A 19,584-nucleotide genomic window follows, 5' to 3' on the forward strand; every position below is an offset into this window, starting at 1 on the left:
GGCCGGGGCTGCCGCGGGAGCGGGCTCGGGGGCCGGCGAGGACACCTGCCAGTCCGGCCGCTGCGGCGGCACCATGCTCGGCTTGCTGATGACGTCCTGGTGCGGCCGCGGGGTGAACGAGACGGGCAGGGCGACCAGGTGCTGCGACAGGATCGTCGAGCGCCACCTCAACTCACCCTCGTCCACGGAGAGTTCCGCGTCCGGGAGTCGCATCAGGAACGCGTCGACCCCGATCTCCGCGATGGCACGCCCGAGGTCCTGGCCGGGGCACTCGTGCGGGCCGCCGCCGAAGGCGAGGTGAGAGCGGTTGCCCATCATGGGCGCGCCGGGTTCGGGACGCACGACGGGGTCGGCGTTGCCCGGCTGGATGCCGAAGATCAGCCCGTCACCGGCCCGGATCCGCTGCCCGCCGAGCTCCGTGTCCACCTTCGCGAAGTAGCCCACCATGGCACTGAACGGCGGCTCGTCCCACAGGGACTGCTCGACCGCCTCGGGCACGGTCATCTGCCCGCCGTTGAGCCGGGCCCGGAAGCGCGGGTCGGTGAGCACGGTGCGCAGGACGTTGGCGATGAGGTTCGCCGTGCCCTCGTACCCCGCGATGAGGATGAGCCGCAGGTGTCCGCCGACCTCGTCGTCGGTGAGGCCGGCGGGCGCGGCGATGAGGCGGCTGGTGAGGTCGTCCTCGGGCGCGGCCCGGCGGCGCGCGGTGAGCTCCATCAGGACGCCCATGATGAACTCGTTGCTGGCGATCGCGGTCTCGGTGCCCTTGATCATGTCGCGGGCCGCCTGCACGAAGCGTTCGCTGTAGGCGTCCGGGGCGCCGAGGATGTCCAGCATCACCATCATCGGCAGGTGCTCGGCGAACTCGCTGACGACCTCGCACTCGCCGCGCTCGGAGAACCGGTTGATGATCTCCTGGGTGGCCTTGTTGATGGAGCGGCGCAGGCTGCGGTGGTCGACGATCTCCAACGCCTCGTTGACCGCGCCGCGCAGCCTCCGGTGCTCGGCGCCCTCGGTCATGGAGGTGATGGGCTGGTAGCTGAAGACCGGGGCGAGCGGGTGGGTCGGCTTGACCGTGCCGTTCTTGAGGGCCGTCCAGTTGCGGGCGTCACGGTTGTACTGGGTGGTGGCGCTCACCATGTGCAGGTTCTCGCTGTGTCCGAGCACCGCCCAGACACGGACGTCGTCGTGGATCAACACCGGTGCGACGGAGCCGTGTTCGGCACGCAGCTTCTCGTAGACGGCCGGGAGGTCGGCTTCGGCCTCGGGCCCGTAGAGCCGGCGCAGCCCGTCGGGGCCGAGGGCGTGCGCGGGGCAGCCCGGCGGCGGTACGGCCGACGCCGAGGAGTCGTAGGCGTCGAATCCGGCGGGTGACGGGGAGGACTGGGAGGGAGGCGTCACGGTGATCGCTCCGGTAGGTGGGAACAACAGGGGGCATTACGGCGGGCGTTGGACGTCAGGCTCGGTGCAGCGCCATCTCGTGCAGGTAGCGCATGAGGGTCATGAGGACGTCCCGGCTGGAGGCCCGGCGGCGCGCGTCGCACTCGATGATCGGGACGTGCGCGTCGAGGTCGAGGGCGGTGCGCAGTTCCTCCGTGGGGTAACTCGGGCCGTCCGGGAAGGCGTTGTTGGCGATGACGAACGGCACGCCGCGCTCCTCCAGGCGTCCGATCACGTCGAAGCTGACCTCGAGCCGGCGGGCGTCGATGAGCACGACGGCGCCGAGCGCGCCCTCGAACAGGCCGTTCCACAGGAACCAGAAGCGCTCCTGGCCCGGCGTCCCGAAGAGGTAGAGCACGAGCTCGTCGGTGATGCTGATGCGGCCGAAGTCCATGGCCACGGTGGTGGCGGTCTTGGTCTCCGAGCCGTAGTCGTCGTCGACGCCGATGCCCGCCTGCGTCATCGTCTCCTCGGTGGTGAGCGGGCGGATCTCGCTGACGGAGCCGACCATCGTCGTCTTGCCGACGCCGAAACCGCCGACGATGACGATCTTCACCGCGGAGGTGACCGTCTCGGGCATCCGGTCCTCGGCCCGCGGGCCGGGGATGTACACGCTGCCGGGGGCGGCCTCGGTGGCGTCAGAGCTTCTGTAGTCCATGCATCACCGCTTCGAGGAGGGAACGATCGGCGACCGCGCCCCGGATCACCGGTGCGCGCGCCTGGACCAGTTCGGCCGCGAGGAGTTCGCCGAGCAGCACGGTGACCACGCTGAACGGCAGGCTGAGGTAGGCCGAGATCTCGGCCGTGGACAGCGGGGTACGGCACATGCGCAGCACCGCGCTCTGTTCGGGCGGCGCCGAGACCGGTGGATCGGCGCGCGCCACGATCAGGGTGACCAGATCGAGGGGCGCGCGCTCGGCGCCGTCGGTGCCGCCCGTGATGACGTAGAGCCGCTCGGGATCCTTGGGATCCCGGGTGGTGCGCCGCTCGCGCTGCGGGGGTGGTTCCGGTTCCCGGTACGGCGGGTCGAGGGGGCGAGGAGTCATACGGTCTGCCCGTTGCGTCGGGGCGGGCTGGTCAGGTGGGCGCCGATCCGGATGACCAAGTCGCGCATCTGGTGGCTGACGAGGCCCGCGTCGACGTACGGGTCGGCGAGGACGGCGAGGTACGCGCCCTTGCCCGCCGCCATCAGGTAGAAGAAGCCGCCGTCGACCTCGATGATGACCATGTTCATCTTGCCGCTGCTCTCCGGGATCTCGGAGGCGACGGCGGAGGCGAGGGACTGCAGACCGGCGCAGGCCGCGGCGATCCGGTCGGCGGCATCGGGGTCGCCGCCGTACCGCGCGATGCGCAGTCCGTCCGAGGAGAGCACCACGACCTGGCGCACATTGGGCACGCCGTCGGCGAGCTCCTTGAGCATCCAGTCGAAATTGGCGCGTTGCTGGATCACTGGCGGTCTCCCTCGTCGACCTGCTGGTTGTACGCGTCGTCGTGCGGCTTGTCGGCGCCGTCGCCGCTCTCCTGGGAGCCGTCCGGCTTGAGGCCGTTCATGAACGCCTCGACCCACAGGCCGGGTTCGGGCTGGGCCGGCTTGTCGTGCTCGGGCTCGACGGCGGGCGCGGGGACGCTCCCGGCGGAGTCCGGCCCGGGCGGCGGCAGCGTCAGGTCCGGGTTGCGCGGCGTCACGATGATCTGGTCCTCGATGACCTTCGTGTCGAACTTCCGCCGTCGCTGCGGAAGCCCGTTGGCCCGCCATTCCGTGACCACGGGTACGTCGTCCTCCATCGCGGCCACGAGCGGGGCCGAGGGGCGCGGACCCGTGGTGGGACGGCGCGTCTTCTTCAGCCGCGGCTCTTCCTTGATCGGTACGCCGTTGTGGTCGACGCGCGGCACGGCGGTGGCCCCGATGCCGTGGGCGAGTCCGGGCGCGGGCTGGTCGCTCATCATGTCGCGCGGGACGACGAGCACCGCGCGCACGCCGCCGTACGCGGACTGGCGCAGCGAGATCTGCATGTCGTACATGGCGCAGAGCCGGCCGACGATCGCGAGGCCGAGGCGGGGGTTCTCCCCGAGGTCGTTGAGGTCGACGCCGGCCTTGGCCCGGTCGAGCATCCGCTCGGCCTTGAGGCGGGCCTCCTCGCCGAGGCTGACGCCGCCGTCCTCGATCTCGATGGCGATGCCGGTCTGCACCTCGACCGCGGTGACGTGCACCCGGGTCTGCGGCGGGGAGTAGCGGGTGGCGTTGTCGAGCAGTTCCGCGCAGGCGTGGATGAGGGGCTCGACGGAGATGCCCTTGATGGCGACGTCGCAGATGGCGTGCAGGTCGATGCGCGGGTATTCGAGGATGCGGGACATGGCGCCGCGCAGCACGCTGTAGAGGCGGACCGGCTGGGGCCACTGGCGTCCGGGCCGGGCGCCGCCGAGGACGGTGACGGAGTCGGTGAGGCGGCCGATCAGCGCGGTGCCGTGGTCGATGCGCAGGAGGTCGTCGAAGACCTCGGGGTTGCGGCCGTGGTCCTCCTCCATCTCGCGCAGTTCCTGGGCCTGCTTGTGCACGATGGCCTGGACGCGGCGGGCGATGGAGACGAAGGCGCGCTGCGCGGCGTCTCGCATGGCGTCCTCGCGGTCGATCTCCTTGAGGGCCAGGCGTACGAGTTCGCGCTCGCCCGGGGTCGTCTCGCGGAAGACCGGGTCGGAGTCGCAGGTGTTGCGGACGGCGTCCTTGGGGTTGTCGCCGGTGCGCATCCGGTACAGGGCGTGCGGCAGCACGTCCTTGGCGACGCGCATCGTGCGCTGTTCCTGGTCTGCGATGCGGCCTTCCAGCTCGGCGACGTGCTGGGCGTACTGGGTGCGCAGCACGCGGGTGACGCGACCGCGCCGGACGGCTTCGGCCGCGACGGCGAGCACCAGGAGCATGCCGAGCGCGCCGCACAGGGCGACGGCGAGGCGTGCGGGTTCCCGGACCAGGGCTACGGCCGCTCCGGTGGCGGCGGCCATGACCATGGCGGGCAGCAACAGCACGCGTGTGTAGGGGACTTCTCGGCCACCGGGAGGCGATTGAACACTCACCATGTATGCCCTCTGAACGGTCGGGTCGGGGAAATTTGCAAGGGTTCGCCACGCTTCGTTCCGGGGAGCAATGCGAACCATCGACGCACGGGTGAACAAACGCCCGAATACATCTCAACTCGGTGCGCTGCGGGCGAGCTTAGTCCGACCGGATCATCGCCGAGTCATATTCAGCAAGGCCCTGAAATGACCCCTGCGACAGGAATACACTCGCTCCCATTTGCACGCTCAGCTCCGATTCGCACACATGGAGTGAGGGCGTCCGGGTGTCCGGACTTCCGTACGCGTACGGGTTCTTGAGGCCGGCGAGCGAGGGCCGGGCACTGGTCAGGCGGAGGTCAGGCGCCCGCGATGCGCAGCGCCGCGTCGGCCGTGGCCGCGCCGAAGACCGCCACGGAGAGTTCGGGGTCCGAGCGGTGGACCAGGACGACGCCCTCGATGAGCCCGAACACCAGGTCCGCCCGCAGGGCGAGTCCCCCTCGGGCAAGGTGCCGCCGACGGCCGTGGCGGCGAGCAACCGCCGACCCGATGCCGGCGAAGGTGATCACGCACGGCGCCGACCGGCCGACGGCCCTGGCGCGGCTGGACGAGGCACTCGCCGACACGCGCGTGGACGGCATCGAGACGAACCTGGGCCTGGTCCGCGCGGCGCACGCCGCCCCCTCCTTCGCCGAGGCCGGCCACACGACCGGGACGCTCGCCCACGTGTCCGACCCGACGCCCCGCATCGAGGTCGTCTCCGCCGGCACGCTCACCACGGTGCAGGACTGGCCGGGCCGAACCGGCCACTGGCAGGTCGGGGTGCCCCGTGCGGCCCGATGGACGATCGCTCGTTCCGGCTGGGCAACATCTGCCTCGGCAACGAAGAGAGCGCTCCGGGCCTCGAATGCACCGTGCAGGGCCCGGAGTTGACGTTCCCGCACCCCACGACGGTGTGCGTGACGGGCGCCCCGGCCACGGTGACGGTCGACGGCGAACCGGTCCGCCCCTCGCACCCGGTGACGGGGCTGGGCCGGCTCCTGGCCGAGCTGCCCCGCCCCATGACGCTGGGCCGCATCACGCTCGCCGACGGCACAGAGGTGCCCGGCTTCCTCTGCGAACCGGCGGCGCTCACCGAAGCCCCCGACATCACCCATCACGGTGGCTGGCGCGCCTACTTGGCGTCGCAAAACCGTGGTTGACGATTCAGGCACCGGCCTGTTCCACTGAGCAGATGCGCCCTCAGCTGCGGCTGGTAACCCGCGACCACATCGACTTCGGTCGCGTGTGGTCGGCGGCGTGTTGCGCCTGACCCCAGGCCCACGCACCCCATCCGCACCAGCACCCGACAGCTGAAGAAGAGGCGCCTCACCATGCCCGTAGAGTTCCTCGGCATAGCCGCGACCAACGAAGCCTCCGAAGTGACGGCCCGCTCGGGCCCCTCCTTCGACAAGGACTACACGCTCCGCCTCGCCCGCGCGCACGAGGAGTACGGCTGGGACCGCATCCTGTTCGCGTACGGCTCAGGATCCCCCGACCCGTCCCCGGCGGCCGCCTTCATCGCGGCGCACACCGAGAAGATCCAGATCCTCGTGGCGCACCGCCCGAACGTCTCGTACCCCACGTTCGCGGCCAAGACCTTCGCCACGCTCGACCGCATCAGCGACGGCCGCCTCGCGGTCCACTTCATCACCGGCGGCAACGACCACGAGCAGCAGCGCGAGGGCGATTTCCTCACGAAGGACGAGCGCTACGCCCGCACCCGCGAGGCCATCCAGATCATCAAGAAGGCCTGGACGTCCCACGACCCGTTCGACCACGAGGGCGAGCACTACCGCTTCCGGGACTTCGTCAGCGACACCTTCCCGGTCCAACAGCCGCACCCGCTGGTCTCGTTCGGCGGTTCGTCCCCGGCGGCGTACGCGGCGGGCGGCGCGGAGGCGGACATCTACTGCCTGTGGGGCGAGCCCTTGGCGCAGACCGCCGAGCAGATCGCGTCGGTCAAGGCGGCGGCGAAGGCGGCGGGCCGCGCGGACGTGCCCCGCATCCAGGTCGCGTTCCGTCCGATCATCGCGCCGACGGAAGAGCTGGCCTGGGAGAAGGCCCACGAGACGCTGGGGCGCATCAGGGCCCGCAAGGCGGGCGCCCCGCTCTCCCGCCGACACCCGCTCACGAACCCGGAGAACGCGGGCTCCCAGCGCCTTCTCGCCGCCGCGGCCGAGGGCGAACGGCACGACCGCGCGCTGTGGACCCCGACGGCGACGGAGACCGGCGGCGCCGGCAATTCGACGGCCCTGGTCGGCACCCCGGAGACGGTGGCCCAAGCCCTCCTGGACTACTACGACCTGGGCGTGGACATCCTCTCGGCCCGCGGCTACGACCTGCTCGACGACGCGATCGACTTCGGCCGCCACGTCATCCCGATCGTCCGCGAGGAAGTCGCGAAGCGGGACGCCTCCCGCACGGCGGCGTAAGCCTCACCAGGGGCCCGGATCCCTCCGGGCCCCTGCCGGGCCGGCACCTACCCCACGGACGAGTACGCCACCACGCCCCGCAACAACCCGTCCACGGCCTTGCGCGCATTGCGCGCCACCGTCGACGACTCGTCGCGCGGAGCGGCCGCCGCGATCTGCCCCAGTACGTCGATGACCTGCTTGCACCAGCGGACGAAGTCGCCGGCCGGCATGTCCGCCTCGCGCAGCACCTCGTCGAGACCCTTGCCGGAGGCCCACTCGTACGCGGCCCACGCGAACCCCAGATCGGGTTCGCGCTGGCCGACGCCCTCGGCCTGGTTGATCCGGAAATCCTCCTCCAGGGCGTCGAGCCGGCCCCAGATCCGCACCATCTCGCCGAGCGCGGCCTTCGCCTTGCCCGAGGGCACCTTCGGCGCGAGCGCGTCGTCCGACTGCCGCGCCTCGAACACCAGCGCCGAGACGCACGCCGCGAGTTCGGCCGGGCTCAGGCCTTCCCAGATCCGGTCCCGCAGGCACTCGCTCGCCAGCAGGTCCAGCTCGCCGTACAGCCGCGCGAGCCGCTTGCCGTGCTCGGTGACCTCGTCGCCGCGCAGGTAGTCCATCTCGGTCAGCAGCTTCACGATGCGGTCGAAGGTCCGCGCGATGGTGTTCGTGCGCCCCTCGATGCGCCGCTCCAGCTGCACGGTGTCCCGCCGCAGCCGGTGGTAGCGCTCCGCCCAGCGGGCGTGGTCCTCGCGGTCGGAGCAGCCGTGGCAGGGGTGGGCCCGCAGCTCGGCCCGCAGCCGGGAGATCTCCCGGTCGTCGGCGGCCGCCGCACGGCCCTTCTTGTGCCGGTCGGGCACGATGTGCCCGGCCTTGGTGCGCAGCGCCGACGCCAGGTCGCGCCGGGACTGCGGCGAGCGCGGGTTGAACGACTTCGGGATCCGCATCCGCTCCAGCGCCTCGACGGGCACCGGGAAGTCGATCGAGGCCAGCCGCTTGACCTGCCGCTCGGCGGTCAGCACCAACGGCCTCGGCCCGTCGTGCTGCTCGAACCCGCGATGCCCGTTGGACCGTCCGGCCGGCAGACCGGGGTCGAGGACCAGGGCGAGCCCCGCGAACTTGCCGGTCGGCACGTGGATGACGTCGCCGGGCTTCAGCTTCTCCAGCGCGGCCGCCGCCTGCACGCGCCGCTGTGCGGCACCCTGCTTGGCCAGCTCGGTCTCGCGGTCCTTGAGGTCGCGCCGCAGTCGCGCGTACTCGTCGAAGTCCCCGAGGTGGCAGGTCATGGACTCCTTGTAGCCCTCCAGCCCCTCCTCGTTCTTCTGGACCTGCCGCGAGATCCCGACGACGGACTTGTCCGCCTGGAACTGGGCGAACGAGGTCTCCAGGAGTTCACGGGAGCGGTGCCGCCCGAACTGCTCCACCAGATTGACCGCCATGTTGTACGACGGCTTGAAGCTGGACTTGAGCGGGTACGTACGCGTCCCCGCGAGGCCCGCCAGGTGCTCGGGGCTGAAGCCGCGCTGCCACAGCACGACGGCATGCCCCTCGACATCGATGCCGCGGCGGCCCGCGCGTCCCGTCAGCTGGGTGTACTCACCGGGCGTGATGTCGGCGTGCTGCTCGCCGTTCCACTTGACGAGCTTCTCCAACACCACGGACCGGGCGGGCATGTTGATGCCGAGCGCGAGGGTCTCGGTCGCGAAGACCGCCTTGACGAGCCCGCGCACGAACAGCTCCTCCACGACCTCCTTGAAGGTCGGCAGCATGCCCGCGTGGTGGGCGGCGATCCCCCGCTCCAGCCCTTCGAGCCATTCGTAGTAGCCGAGGACGTGCAGGTCCTCGTCGGGGATCGAGGCGGTCCGCTGCTCGACGATCTCGCGGACCCTGGCCCGCGCGTCCTCGTCGTTCAGCCGCAGCCCCGCGAACAGGCACTGCTGCACGGCGGCCTCGCAGGCGGCCCGGCTGAAGATGAAGGTGATGGCGGGCAGCAGCCCTTCCGAGTCGAGCCGCTCGATGACCTCGGGGCGCCCGGGTGTCCAGATCCGGGAGCGCTGGCGGCGCTCCCGCTCCCGGTCGGCCTCGCGCATGTGCCGCCCGCGCCGCCGGTCCTGGTACGAGGGACGGCTCGCCTCCATGCGTGCCATCCGCGTGAGGTCGGGGTTGACGGCCTTCTTCTGCCCCTCGCCCTCCTCGAAGAGGTCGTACATCCGGCGCCCGGCGAGCACGTGCTGGAACAGCGGGACCGGCCGGTGCTCGGAGACGATCACCTCGGTGTCACCGCGCACGGTGTCGAGCCAGTCGCCGAACTCCTCCGCGTTCGACACGGTCGCCGACAGGGAGACGAGCGTCACCGACTCCTGGAGGTGGATGATCACCTCTTCCCAGACGGCGCCCCGGAAGCGGTCGGAGAGGTAGTGCACCTCGTCCATGACCACGTAGCCGAGGTTGATGAGCGACTGCGAGCCCGCGTACAGCATGTTCCGCAGCACCTCGGTGGTCATCACGACCACCGGCGCCTCGCTGTTCACACTGTTGTCGCCGGTCAGCAGGCCGACCTTGTCGGCGCCGTAGCGCTTGGCGAGGTCCTGGTACTTCTGGTTGGACAGCGCCTTGATGGGTGTCGTGTAGAAGCACTTCTTGCCCTGGCGCAGGGCGAGGTGGACGGCGAACTCGCCGACGATCGTCTTGCCGGAGCCGGTGGGTGCGGCCACCAGGACGCCCTTGCCCGCCTCGAGCGCCCGACACGCATCGATCTGGAAGGGGTCGAGGCCGAAGTCGTACATCTCGCGGAAGTCCGCGAGCGCGGTGGCCTGCTCGACGGCTCGCTTTCGTGCTGCCGCGTACCGCTCGGCCGGTGAGAGGTCCTCTGTCATCGTGCTTTCGAGCCTACCGGCCGTCACTGACATCGGACGATCATTATCCGGTAAGGCCTCCGGCAAGGACCCGAACCGCCCCCGGCACGCACTGCGCGACCAGCGGCAACGGCCCGACCGGCTCCCCGTCCGCGTACCCGGTGATGTCCTCGGCGACCAGTTCGACCCGCGCCGCCCGGTACACGCCGACCACGGGGTGCGTGAGGTGCGTGCCCTTGTAGACGCGCGGGAAGACCCGCAGCAGCGTCGCCCGGGAGCAGTCCCCGACCACGGTGACGTCGAACAGGCCGTCGCTCATGTCGGCGTCGGCGCAGATCCGCATGCCGCCGCCGTACGAGGTGCCGTTCCCGACGGCCACGAGCGTGGCGGCGATCTCGCGCACGGAGCCGTCGTCCAGCGTCAGCCGGAACGCGGTCGGCTTGAACGCGGCGAGCTCCGCCACCATCGCCAGGTCGTACTTGAACCGGCCGAGCGGGAGCCGCATCCGGTTGCCGCGGTCGTTGACCCGGGAGTCGAAGCCGCTGGCGAGGACGGTGCCGAACCAGTGGTCGCCGATCCGTCCGAGGTCGATGTCCCGTGTCCGCGCGCCCTTGAGCGCGTCGGCGACGAGCGCGCCCGCCGCGGCCGGCTCCCGTACCGGCAGTCCCAGGGACCGCGCGAAGTCGTTGCCCGTGCCGACCGCGACCACGCCGAGCGGGGTGCGGGTCCCGGCGACGGCCTGCAGCGCGAGGTTCACCAGACCGTCCCCGCCGACGGCCACCAGGGCGCCGGTCCCCTCGGCCACTGCTTCACGCACGCGTGCCAGCGCGTCGGCCGCGTCCTCCCCGATGACGGTGCGTACGGAGAATCCTGCGGCCCGCAACGCGGAAGCGGCCGGCTGCGCAGCACGTGCGCCCCGGCCGCGTCCCGCGGTGGGATTGACGAAGAGGGTGATCTCGCTGCTCACGCGCCGGACCCTAACAAGTGACCCGTCGCGAACAGGAGTTACCTCAGGTCACATCGTCGTAACCGTTGATCCGGTCGCTCTCGCCGGTCGACTGCTCGGGCAGCGCGCGGCTGGCCGACACGGTCTCCACCTCGCCGATGTCCTCGGGCGTGAGATCGAGGTCGGAGGCCTCGTCGTCGTCCGGCTTGGCCGCTTCGATCCGTCGCTTGCGACGGTCGTTCAGCAGCGAGAACCCGGTCGCCGCGAAGTACAGGATCCAGATCGGCCCGGCCAGCATGAGCATGGTCAGCGGGTCGGTGCTGGGCGTGGCGACCGCCGCGAACACCGTGATGCCCATGATCATCCCGCGCCACCAGCCGAGCATCCGCTTGCCGGTGATGGCCCCGATGAGGTTGAGGAAGACCAGCAGCAGAGGCAGCTCGAAGGAGAGGCCGAAGACCAGCACCATGCGCAGGACGAGGTCGAGCAGGTCGTCCAGCGGCAGCAGGTTGGAGGTGTTGTCCGGGGTGAACCCTATGAGGACCTTCGCCGTGGTGGGGAGCACCGCGTACGCGAAGTAGGCGCCGCACAGGAAGAGCGGCACGCCCGTGCCTACGAAGGCGTAGGCGTACTTCTTCTCGTGCTTGTGCAGTCCCGGGGCGATGAAGCCCCACAGTTGGTACAGCCACACCGGCGACGCGAACACCACACCGGCCATCAGCGACACCTTCAGGGCCAGCGTGAAGGGCGTGAGCAGGCCGTTGACGGTGATCTGTGCGCAGTGCGCGTCCTTGACCTTCGCCAGCTCCGAGAAGCTGTGCCCGCAACCGATCGAGTCGAGGATCGGGCGGGTGATCAAGTTGATGATGTCGTTGTAGTAGAAGGCAGCGACGACCGTGACGGCGACGATGGCCAGCAAGGCTTTAGCCAGCCGGTTGCGCAGCTCACGCAGGTGCTCCGCGAGCGGCATCCGCCCCTCGGGATCCCTCTCCTGCTTGCGGGCAGACTTGAGCAACCCACGTCCTCATCTCGTGCGGCAGGCCGCCGTGGCAGAGGCGGCCTTGGATCAGCTCTTGATCAGCTCTTCGTCGTGTTGGTCGGCTCGGTGACCGGACGCGAGCTGGTCACGTCGCCGGGAGAGGCCTGGATGGTGCGCTGGGCCGGGGGCTGCTCGTCGCTCTGCGGCGGGTCCGCGGGGGCGGCGGACGTGTCCTTGCCCTCGCTCTTCATCGCCTTGGCCTCGCTCTTGAGGATGCGGGCGGACTTACCCAGCGAGCGCGCCATGTCCGGAAGCTTCTTCGCGCCGAACAGCAGGATGATCACGACGAGGATCAGGATGATCTCGGGTGCGCCGAGCTTTCCGAACATATCCGTTTACCTTCTCACTGAGGCGGCAGGGGGCGGGACTGCCGGTACCGATCGGACTTCGGACTGTTGTCCGACCACCGTGCTGGCAGCGATCGTATCCCGTGGGGGTGAACAGGGGGCAATCCCTGTGCGTACTCCCAGTTGCGACCCGCACCTCACTCCCAGGCCGCGTACAGGAGCGTACCCGCCGAACCTGGGCGTCCGACAGGCCACAGCGGTAAAGCGCTTTCCATCCCGCCCCTGAAATCACCGGACGGATTCAGACGACGTCGCCGCCCGCCCTCGCGACGTGCACCGCGGCCCGCTCCAGCTCCTCGGCCGCGACGTTGATCTGCCGTGTGGTGTCGGCGACTTGGCGCGCGAGGCGCTGGGCCTCCACGAAAACCTTGATCGCGAGGACAGCGAGCACGGCTAGTCCCACGAACCCCATCGCCACGGCCAGCATCGCCCAGAACATGCGCCGAGCCTAGACGGTCTGGTGGAGACGGAGCGTGCGCACCCCGCCACGGGTGAGGAGTTCGACGATGCGCTCGCCGGCCGGCTTGCGCACCGCGGCGTCGCACTCGGGGCAGGTGAAGGAGTAGAAGGTCGTGCGACGGCTGGCGCCGATCGCCAACCGGATGGCGGTCGCGGCCAGTTCGAAGCGGGCCCGGCAGTCCGGGCAGCCGGCCCGGAAGACGACGGGCGCCGGCGCCTCGACCGTGGCGGACATTCCGGCGATATCAGTGAAACCGGCCACACCAGTCATTTCGACCACCTCACACCTTCCATCCGTCCGCACCGTACGTCCCCCGGCCGGGCCCGACTCCCTCACGCCGCCCCGTCGTACGCGGCCAGCGCCTCGCGCGCCGCGTCCCGCGCACTGGTGGCGAGCTCGGCAGGGGACACGATGTGCCCGTCCCGGCCGAGACGCAGGGCGAGCCGGCGCAGCGAGGACGGGTCCGGCGTACGCAGGGTGATCCGCAGGCCACCGTCCGCCAACTCCTCGGCGCTGTCGTGCGGGTAGTACTCCGCGACCCAGCGGCCGCCGGGCCCCACCTCGACGACGACCTCGGGGTCCTCGGCCGCGGGCTGCACAAGTCCCTCGGAGAGATCGCGCAGTTCGATCCGGGGCGGCGCCGCGGCCTCGTCGAGGACCTTGATCTCGGCGACCCGGTCGAGCCGGAACGTGCGCCGCGCCTCGGAGCGACGGCACCACGCCTCTACGTAGGTGTGACCGACGCTGACCAGCCGGATCGGGTCGATCTCCCGCTCGGTGACCTCGTCACGCGCGGGCGAGTAATAGCGGATCCACAGCCGACGCCGCTCCGAGATCGCCCGGTCGACGTCCGCGAAGACGCCGCCCTCGGACTCGAAGGTGACGTTCAGGCGAGCGCTCGCGCTCGCCACCTCGCCGGCCGCCGCCTCCAGCTTCGCGGTCGCGCGCAGCAGCGCGAGCCGGTCGCTCTCGCGCAGCCCCGGCAGCGTGGCCACCGCACGCGCGGCCACCAGCAGCGCCGTCGCCTCGTCGGCGGCGATGCGCAGCGGCTCGGCGACGTCGTCCGGGTTGTGCCACCAGATGCGGTCGCCGTCGGTGTCGATGTCGAGGAGGTCGCCGCCCCGGAAGCTGGTGCCGCACAGCGGCAGCACGTCCAGGTCGGAGATCAGTTCGTCCTCGGTGATGCCGAAGGCGCGGGCGACGTCCTCGACGCGCGCGCCGGGGCGCTCGCGCAGATACGTCACCAGGGACAGCATGCGCCGGGTCTGGTCGATGGCGTTCGAGGCCATGTCTTTCGGTGTCCCCTCAGCCCTTGGCCACGGCGCGCAGCCGGTCCACGACGTCCGCCCGCAGCTCCGCGGGCTCCAGCACGACCACGTCCGGGCCGAACTCCACGAGCCAGGCGTCGAGCCCGTGCCCGTACGGAATCTCCAACTCGTCCCAGCCGTCGCCCAGTTCCCGTACGGAGGCCGCCTTGGCGCGCAGCGGGTAGCCGGCGCCGGTGCGCAGCCGGATCAGGGCGGAGCGCGTGGCGCTCTCCCCCGCCCAGCTCGCGACGGTCTCGCGCACGGTCACCACGTCCGGCACCGGGGCCTGGAACCGCGCGGCGCGCGAGCGCACCTTGCCGGTGATCCGGGACAGCCGGAAGACCCGCTCGGCCTGCCGGTCGCGGTCCCAGCCGGCGAGGTACCAGTGACCGCGCCAGCACTCCAGGGCCCACGGCTCGACGTGCCGGGTCCCGGGCCGGGCGGCGGTCGCCTTGCGGTACTCGAAGACGACGGGGCGACGGTCGCGGCAGGCCAGCATCAGCGGCTCGAAGGCCGCCTCGTGCGCGGGGATCCGGGGTTCGAGCGCGCCGTGGCTCTCGTACGGGTCCACGTCCTCGGGCATGCCGGCGGCGCGCAGCTTCTGCAGGGCGCCGCTGGCGGCACCGGCGAGGCGGGCCTGCTGCCACACCTTCGCGGCGAGTCCGAGGGCCGCGGCCTCCTCGCCGTCGAGCGTGACGGGCGGCAGCCGGTTGCTGTCGCGGCGGGCGAGGTAGCCGACCTCACCGTCGAGGTTCTCCACGGTCTCGATGACCAGGCCGAGCTCACGCAGGTCGTCCTTGTCGCGCTCGAACATCCGGTTGAAGGAGTCGTCGCTGCCCGCTTCCAGGTAGGCCTCGATGGACCCCCGCAGCTCGCGCTTGCTGAGCGGACGCCGCGTCCCGAGCAGACACAGCGCCAGATTCATCAGCCGCTCGGCCTTGGCAATCGCCATCTACGCCCTTTCCCCTTGTTGCTCCCGACGGATGACCGTACCGCTCAGCGGTGCACCGGCAAAAGCCGAGGGCCGCGGGCGCATCCCGCAAGGATGCGGTGGACGGCGGCGGCGGGAACCAAAAGGGCCCATGCCGAAAGGCATGGGCCCAGGGGTGACCGCTTGCGGTCACGGTGTGACCGGACTCAGACGGAGACCAGGTCGCACACGAAGATCAGCGTCTCGCCGGGGGCGATCACGCCGCCGCCGGCGCCGCGCTCGCCGTACGCGAGGTGCGCGGGGATGGTCAGCTTGCGACGGCCGCCGACCTTCATGCCCTGCACGCCCTTGTCCCAGCCCTGGATGACCTGGCCGGCACCGAGCTGAAACTCCAGCGGGTTGCCGCGGTTCCAGGAGGCGTCGAACTCCTCGCCGGTGGAGAAGGCCACACCCACGTAGTGGACCTTGACGTAGTCACCGGCCTTCGCCTCGGGGCCGTCGCCCTCCCAGATTTCCACGATCTCCAGGTCCGTCGGGGCCGGGCCGTCGGGGAAGTCGATCTCGGGCTTGTCGATGCTCACGTGAAGTGCTCCTGCTTGTTGACGGTGGGGCAACCGGGACAGTCTGCCATTTCCCCGACGGTCAGTGCGCGGCGAGGATGTCGACCACGAAGACGAGCGTCGAGTTGGCCGGCAGCGTCTTCGGGTCCTTGGCTTCCTTGCCGTAGCCCTGGTCGGCCGGGACCACCAGGAGCACCCGGTCACCGACGTGCTTGCCCACGATGCCGGTGTCCCAGCCCTTGATGACCTGGCCCTGGCCGATGGCCGTCGTGAAGGGCTGGCCCGTCTTCCAGGAGGAGTCGAACAGCGTGGCCTTCGCCTTGCCCTCGTTCGGCTTCCACGCGGCGCCGCTGTACTGCATGGTCACCGTCTGACCGCTCTTGACCTCGGCACCCTTGCCCTGGATCAGGACCTGGTCGACGAGCTTCTTCGGCGGGTCGTTCTTCGGGACGGAGATCGTGGCCGGCTCTTCCTTGTCGGCCTTGATCTGCGGCAGGTTCGACGGGATCGCGGCCTGGGTGCCCTCGGCCTTCTTCGGGACGACCTTGCCGATGTCGAGCGCGAAGACGAGCGTGTCCGTGCCGGTGATGCCGACCTGCGGGTTGCCCTGGCTGCCGAAGCCCGCGGCGGGCGGCGCCACGACGAGGACGCGGCTGCCCTCCTTCTGCCCGAGCACGGCCTGCGAGAACGCCGGGAGCTGCCCCTGCGCGCCCGCGGTGACCAGCTGGTCACCGCCGCCCTTCTGCCCGTACGTGGTGCCGAGGTCCTTGCCGCCCTTCCAGACCTTGCCGGTGAAGTTCATCGACACCAGGTCGTTCTTCTTCACCTCGGCGCCGTTGCCCTCGGACAGCGTGTGCACGACGAACTTGCCGCTGGGGTCGCCCTTGGGCACCGTGATCGACGCCTGCTTGCCGGCGTCGCCGGTGACCTTGGGCATCGGGTTGGCGGTGTCGACCGACTTGGGCACCTCGGCTGCCTTCGGCGACGCGGACGACGAGGAATCCGCCTTGTCCGCCGAATCCTTCTTGCCGTCGTCGCTGCCGCAGGCCGTCGCGGTCAGCGCCAGTGCCGGCACGATCAGTAGAGCTGCAAGTCGGCGTCGCACAGTGATCCTCAAGTCGCTCGAGTACGGTCCGGCCACTCTAGGCCCTTGCCCAGCTTTTCCAAGGACAGCCGAAGGGCCCCGTACGAATGATTCGTACAGGGCCCTGGGCGGGACGGGTCGACACCGGTCCTACATGCCGGCGATCAGTTTCTCCACCCGGTCGTCCACGCTGCGGAACGGGTCCTTGCAGAGCACCGTGCGCTGCGCCTGGTCGTTCAGCTTCAGGTGGACCCAGTCGACCGTGAAGTCACGGCGCTGTTCCTGGGCCCTGCGGATGAAGTCACCGCGCAGTCGCGCACGCGTGGTCTGCGGCGGCACGGACTTGCCCTCGAAGATCTTCAGATCGTTGCAGATCCGGGCGGCCTGGCCCTTCTTCTCCAGGAGGTAGTAGAGGCCCCGGCGGCGGTGGATGTCGTGGTAGGCGAGGTCTATCTGCGCGACCCTCGGGTGCGACATCGTCATGTTGTGCTTGGCCCGGTAGCGCTCGATGAGCTTGTACTTCATGACCCAGTCGATCTCGGTGCCGATGCGGTCGAGGTCCTCTGCCTCGATGGCGTCGAGCGTGCGGCCCCACAGCTCAAGGACCTGGTCGACGGTGCCGGTGCGGATGCCCCGGCGCTCCACGAAGTCGACGGCCTTCTCGTAGTACTCGCGCTGCACCTCGAGTGCCGAGGCCTCGCGGCCGGAGGCCAGACGCACCTTGCGCCGGCCGGTGATGTCGTGGCTGACCTCGCGGATCGCCCGGATCGGGTTCTCCAGGGTCAGGTCGCGCATCACCGTGCCCGCCTCGATCATGCGCAGCACCAGGTCGGTGGCGCCGACCTTGAGGAGCATGGTCGTCTCGGACATGTTCGAGTCGCCGACGATGACGTGCAGGCGGCGGTAGCGCTCGGCGTCCGCGTGCGGCTCGTCGCGGGTGTTGATGATCGGCCGGGAACGCGTCGTCGCGGAACTGACGCCCTCCCAGATGTGCTCGGCGCGCTGGCTCACGCAGTACACGGCGCCGCGCGGAGTCTGCAGCACCTTGCCCGCGCCGCACAGCAACTGACGCGTGACCAGGAAGGGGATGAGGATGTCCGCGAGACGCGAGAACTCCCCGTGCCGCGCCACGAGGTAATTCTCGTGACAGCCGTACGAGTTTCCCGCCGAGTCGGTGTTGTTCTTGAACAGATATACGTCGCCTGCGATGCCCTCCTCGTGCAGGCGGCGTTCGGCGTCGACGAGCAGGCCTTCCAGAATGCGCTCGCCCGCTTTGTCGTGGGTGACCAACTCGGTCACGTTGTCGCATTCCGGTGTTGCGTATTCCGGATGCGATCCCACGTCAAGATAGAGGCGGGCACCGTTCCGCAGAAAGACATTGCTGCTGCGGCCCCATGACACGACACGGCGGAAGAGGTACCGCGCCACCTCGTCAGGAGACAGGCGTCGCTGTCCCCTGAACGTGCATGTGACGCCGTACTCGTTCTCCAGCCCGAAAATGCGGCGGTCCATGACTGAACATTACGCCCGATCCCCCGAGCTGAAACGGGGTTCGACAGCACGGTTTGGATCATTTTCCGATGAGACCGCGACACGCCCGGACTTGCGCGGTGCCGCGAGAACCTTGCCCGTGGCCAGCAGCACCAGCAGGGCGGCGGTTCCGGTGACCGCCGGCACGACGAATCCCGACCGGGTGCCGCCCCACTCGACGACCGGTCCCGCGACGGCCGTTCCGACGCTCGCCCCGACCGTGAACGTCGTCACGAGCCAGGAGAACGCCTCCGTCACGGTGCCCTGCGGCGCGTGCCGGTCCACGACGAGGAACGCGCAGGCGATGCACGGCGCGAGGAACACCCCGGCGACCGCGGTGAGCGCCACCATCGCGACCGGTCCCGGCATCAGCATCAACGGCGCGTAGAACAGGGCCAGCAGGGCCACCAGCCACCGAAGCCGCGTCTCGGGGGCGCCGCTCCACTGCCGGGCGCCGTACACCGTGCCGCCCACGAGGGCGCCGAGTCCGAGGGCGGCCATCATCCAGCCGTACACGGCGTCGCCGCCGTTGTCGTCCGCGTACGAGACCCCGTCGACGGTGATCGAGCCGAGCGCGAGACCGATGAACAGGAAGGTGGCGAGCAGCGCCAGCAGGCCCGGTGAGCGCAGCGCGCCCAGCCAGTGCGCCTCGCGCGGGGCCGAGCGCCATGCGCGGGAGGGGCGCGACAGCACGACGGAGAGGGCGCCCAGCACCCCGATGACGTTCAGGACGACCAGCGCGGCCTGTGCCGACCAGAGCGACACGCACACGGTCACCAGCAACGGGCCGACGGTGAACATGACTTCCTGGGCGATGGCGTCCATCGCGTACGCCGTGTGCACCTGTTCCTCACGGGGCAGCACGCTCGGCCACAGCGCCCGCAGGCCGCCCTCCAGCGGCGGCGTGAAGAGTCCGGCCGCGGCCACGGCCCCGTACGCCGCGGCGAGCGAGCCGGTGCCGACGAAGGCGAAGAGGGTCATCGCGAGCGCCGACAGGACGGCGGCGGGCAACTGCACCTTCGGCTGCCCGCGCAAGTCGACGAGGCGCCCCAGCACCGGCTGGCCGATCGCGTTCGCCACCCCGTAGACCGCGGCGAGCGCGCCCGCCAGGCTGTACGTGCCGCCCTCGTCGCGGATGAACAGCACGATGGCGATCGCCGCCGTGGCGTTGGGCAGCCTGCCCACCAGCGTCCCCGTGAGCAGCCGCATCGCGTGCCGCGCCCTGAGGATCTCCGCATACCCCGCGGCCATCGCCCCGCCTCACTCTGGAAGTTTTACGTATAACGTCGACGCGTTATACGTACCACGTGCCCGGCATCCGGAGCCACCCGATAACGTCGACCACCCCGGGACGAGACACACGGAGGCAGCAGTGACGAGCGGTACGGACGGGACGGCGACCAGCCGCCCCACCAGCCGGGACGTGGCCCGCGCCGCGGGCGTCTCGCAGGCCGCCGTCTCCCTCGTCATGGGCGACAAATGGCGCGGCCGGGTCGCCGTGGCCACCGCCGAGCGCGTTCGCACGGCCGCGCGGGAGCTGGGGTACCGCCCCAACCTCGCGGCCCGCAATCTGCGCCTGGG

Annotated in this window: 19 protein-coding genes and 2 pseudogenes; 3 read left to right on the top strand and 18 right to left on the bottom strand. The window is 70.5% G+C overall.

Annotation, left to right across the window (positions count from 1 at the left end; translation table 11 throughout):
- From G3I40_RS34660 to G3I40_RS47605, 6 genes and pseudogenes are all read right to left on the bottom strand, one after another.
- The coding region (locus G3I40_RS34660; protein WP_239092121.1) for a cytochrome P450 at nucleotides 1–1,287 on the bottom strand (1,287 nt) is incomplete at its 3' end.
- A gap of 169 nt (nucleotides 1,288–1,456) precedes the next feature.
- Entirely contained in the window at nucleotides 1,457–2,098 is a 642-nt protein-coding gene (locus G3I40_RS34665; RefSeq protein WP_164558814.1) for an ATP/GTP-binding protein, read from the bottom strand.
- The gene (locus tag G3I40_RS34670) at nucleotides 2,079–2,486 is read right to left on the bottom strand and encodes a DUF742 domain-containing protein (protein WP_164558815.1); all 408 of its coding nucleotides are present in this window, start codon (nucleotides 2,484–2,486) and stop codon (nucleotides 2,079–2,081) included. Before G3I40_RS34670 ends, G3I40_RS34665 begins: the two co-directional genes overlap by 20 nt.
- Nucleotides 2,483–2,890: a roadblock/LC7 domain-containing protein gene (locus G3I40_RS34675; RefSeq protein ID WP_164558816.1), complete on the bottom strand. Its 408-nt coding sequence runs from the start codon at nucleotides 2,888–2,890 to the stop codon at nucleotides 2,483–2,485. Before G3I40_RS34675 ends, G3I40_RS34670 begins: the two co-directional genes overlap by 4 nt.
- Nucleotides 2,887–4,512, bottom strand: a complete 1,626-nt coding sequence (locus G3I40_RS34680; RefSeq protein ID WP_164558817.1) for a sensor histidine kinase — start codon at nucleotides 4,510–4,512, stop codon at nucleotides 2,887–2,889. The genes G3I40_RS34675 and G3I40_RS34680 overlap by 4 nt, the downstream gene beginning before the upstream one ends.
- A gap of 335 nt (nucleotides 4,513–4,847) precedes the next feature.
- A pseudogene (locus tag G3I40_RS47605) lies at nucleotides 4,848–5,038 on the bottom strand (TetR/AcrR family transcriptional regulator); the annotation flags it as partial.
- On the opposite strand from G3I40_RS47605, the pseudogene G3I40_RS48005 reads away from it, so the two are divergent.
- Both G3I40_RS48005 and G3I40_RS34690 read left to right on the top strand, forming a co-directional pair.
- Nucleotides 5,026–5,492 (top strand): annotated as a pseudogene (locus tag G3I40_RS48005) (urea carboxylase); the annotation flags it as partial. The pseudogenes G3I40_RS47605 and G3I40_RS48005 sit on opposite strands and share 13 nt — an antisense overlap.
- A gap of 369 nt (nucleotides 5,493–5,861) precedes the next feature.
- Entirely contained in the window at nucleotides 5,862–6,962 is a 1,101-nt protein-coding gene (locus G3I40_RS34690; protein WP_164558818.1) for an LLM class flavin-dependent oxidoreductase, read from the top strand.
- A gap of 47 nt (nucleotides 6,963–7,009) precedes the next feature.
- On the opposite strand, the gene G3I40_RS34695 is transcribed toward G3I40_RS34690, so the two are convergent.
- The 12 genes from G3I40_RS34695 to G3I40_RS34750 all read right to left on the bottom strand — a co-directional run bounded on the left by G3I40_RS34695 (nucleotide 7,010) and on the right by G3I40_RS34750 (nucleotide 19,254).
- Nucleotides 7,010–9,820 carry a DEAD/DEAH box helicase gene (locus G3I40_RS34695; RefSeq protein WP_164558819.1) on the bottom strand — a complete coding sequence of 937 codons (2,811 nt, stop codon included), beginning with the start codon at nucleotides 9,818–9,820 and terminating at the stop codon, nucleotides 7,010–7,012.
- A 43-nt stretch (nucleotides 9,821–9,863) separates the two neighbouring features.
- Nucleotides 9,864–10,766, bottom strand: coding sequence for a diacylglycerol kinase (locus tag G3I40_RS34700; protein WP_164558820.1), 903 nt, complete (start codon nucleotides 10,764–10,766; stop codon nucleotides 9,864–9,866).
- A 43-nt stretch (nucleotides 10,767–10,809) separates the two neighbouring features.
- Nucleotides 10,810–11,760, bottom strand: a complete 951-nt coding sequence (tatC, locus tag G3I40_RS34705) for a twin-arginine translocase subunit TatC (protein WP_203645314.1) — start codon at nucleotides 11,758–11,760, stop codon at nucleotides 10,810–10,812.
- 62 nt (nucleotides 11,761–11,822) lie between these two features.
- Nucleotides 11,823–12,113: a Sec-independent protein translocase subunit TatA gene (gene tatA / locus G3I40_RS34710; protein WP_164558821.1), complete on the bottom strand. Its 291-nt coding sequence runs from the start codon at nucleotides 12,111–12,113 to the stop codon at nucleotides 11,823–11,825.
- Between the two features lie 259 nt (nucleotides 12,114–12,372).
- Nucleotides 12,373–12,570: a hypothetical protein gene (locus tag G3I40_RS34715; protein WP_164558822.1), complete on the bottom strand. Its 198-nt coding sequence runs from the start codon at nucleotides 12,568–12,570 to the stop codon at nucleotides 12,373–12,375.
- Nucleotides 12,571–12,579: 9 nt separating this feature from the next.
- The gene (locus G3I40_RS34720) at nucleotides 12,580–12,825 is read right to left on the bottom strand and encodes a hypothetical protein (RefSeq protein WP_164558831.1); all 246 of its coding nucleotides are present in this window, start codon (nucleotides 12,823–12,825) and stop codon (nucleotides 12,580–12,582) included.
- Between the two features lie 98 nt (nucleotides 12,826–12,923).
- Entirely contained in the window at nucleotides 12,924–13,880 is a 957-nt protein-coding gene (locus G3I40_RS34725) for a WYL domain-containing protein (RefSeq protein ID WP_164558823.1), read from the bottom strand.
- 16 nt (nucleotides 13,881–13,896) lie between these two features.
- Nucleotides 13,897–14,850 carry a WYL domain-containing protein gene (locus G3I40_RS34730; protein ID WP_164558824.1) on the bottom strand — a complete coding sequence of 318 codons (954 nt, stop codon included), beginning with the start codon at nucleotides 14,848–14,850 and terminating at the stop codon, nucleotides 13,897–13,899.
- A 185-nt stretch (nucleotides 14,851–15,035) separates the two neighbouring features.
- Nucleotides 15,036–15,410 (bottom strand): FKBP-type peptidyl-prolyl cis-trans isomerase, encoded by a 375-nt coding sequence (locus G3I40_RS34735; RefSeq protein WP_164558825.1) that lies wholly within the window; start codon nucleotides 15,408–15,410, stop codon nucleotides 15,036–15,038.
- Between the two features lie 61 nt (nucleotides 15,411–15,471).
- Nucleotides 15,472–16,494 carry an FKBP-type peptidyl-prolyl cis-trans isomerase gene (locus tag G3I40_RS34740; protein ID WP_164558826.1) on the bottom strand — a complete coding sequence of 341 codons (1,023 nt, stop codon included), beginning with the start codon at nucleotides 16,492–16,494 and terminating at the stop codon, nucleotides 15,472–15,474.
- A gap of 129 nt (nucleotides 16,495–16,623) precedes the next feature.
- Nucleotides 16,624–17,985, bottom strand: a complete 1,362-nt coding sequence (gene pafA / locus G3I40_RS34745; protein WP_164558827.1) for a Pup--protein ligase — start codon at nucleotides 17,983–17,985, stop codon at nucleotides 16,624–16,626.
- A 9-nt stretch (nucleotides 17,986–17,994) separates the two neighbouring features.
- Entirely contained in the window at nucleotides 17,995–19,254 is a 1,260-nt protein-coding gene (locus G3I40_RS34750) for an MFS transporter (RefSeq protein WP_164558828.1), read from the bottom strand.
- A 121-nt stretch (nucleotides 19,255–19,375) separates the two neighbouring features.
- Here G3I40_RS34750 and G3I40_RS34755 point away from each other — a divergent pair.
- The coding region (locus tag G3I40_RS34755; RefSeq protein WP_164558829.1) for a LacI family DNA-binding transcriptional regulator at nucleotides 19,376–19,584 on the top strand (209 nt) is incomplete at its 3' end.

This window comes from Streptomyces sp. SID14478 (assembly GCF_010548525.1).
GTDB lineage: Bacteria > Actinomycetota > Actinomycetes > Streptomycetales > Streptomycetaceae > Streptomyces.

Bases quoted from the DNA above. Each gene is read 5' to 3' on its own strand.
- G3I40_RS34725 (WP_164558823.1), bottom strand. From the start codon at position 13,880: ATGGCCTCGAACGCCATCGACCAGACCCGGCGCATGCTGTCCCTGGTG.
- G3I40_RS34750 (WP_164558828.1), bottom strand. From the start codon at position 19,254: ATGGCCGCGGGGTATGCGGAGATCCTCAGGGCGCGGCACGCGATGCGG.
- G3I40_RS34665 (WP_164558814.1), bottom strand. From the start codon at position 2,098: ATGGACTACAGAAGCTCTGACGCCACCGAGGCCGCCCCCGGCAGCGTG.
- G3I40_RS34670 (WP_164558815.1), bottom strand. From the start codon at position 2,486: ATGACTCCTCGCCCCCTCGACCCGCCGTACCGGGAACCGGAACCACCC.
- pafA (WP_164558827.1), bottom strand. From the start codon at position 17,985: ATGGACCGCCGCATTTTCGGGCTGGAGAACGAGTACGGCGTCACATGC.
- G3I40_RS34690 (WP_164558818.1), top strand. From the start codon at position 5,862: ATGCCCGTAGAGTTCCTCGGCATAGCCGCGACCAACGAAGCCTCCGAA.
- G3I40_RS34695 (WP_164558819.1), bottom strand. From the start codon at position 9,820: ATGACAGAGGACCTCTCACCGGCCGAGCGGTACGCGGCAGCACGAAAG.
- G3I40_RS34720 (WP_164558831.1), bottom strand. From the start codon at position 12,825: ATGTCCGCCACGGTCGAGGCGCCGGCGCCCGTCGTCTTCCGGGCCGGC.
- G3I40_RS34680 (WP_164558817.1), bottom strand. From the start codon at position 4,512: ATGGTGAGTGTTCAATCGCCTCCCGGTGGCCGAGAAGTCCCCTACACA.
- G3I40_RS34715 (WP_164558822.1), bottom strand. From the start codon at position 12,570: ATGTTCTGGGCGATGCTGGCCGTGGCGATGGGGTTCGTGGGACTAGCC.
- tatA (WP_164558821.1), bottom strand. From the start codon at position 12,113: ATGTTCGGAAAGCTCGGCGCACCCGAGATCATCCTGATCCTCGTCGTG.
- G3I40_RS34730 (WP_164558824.1), bottom strand. From the start codon at position 14,850: ATGGCGATTGCCAAGGCCGAGCGGCTGATGAATCTGGCGCTGTGTCTG.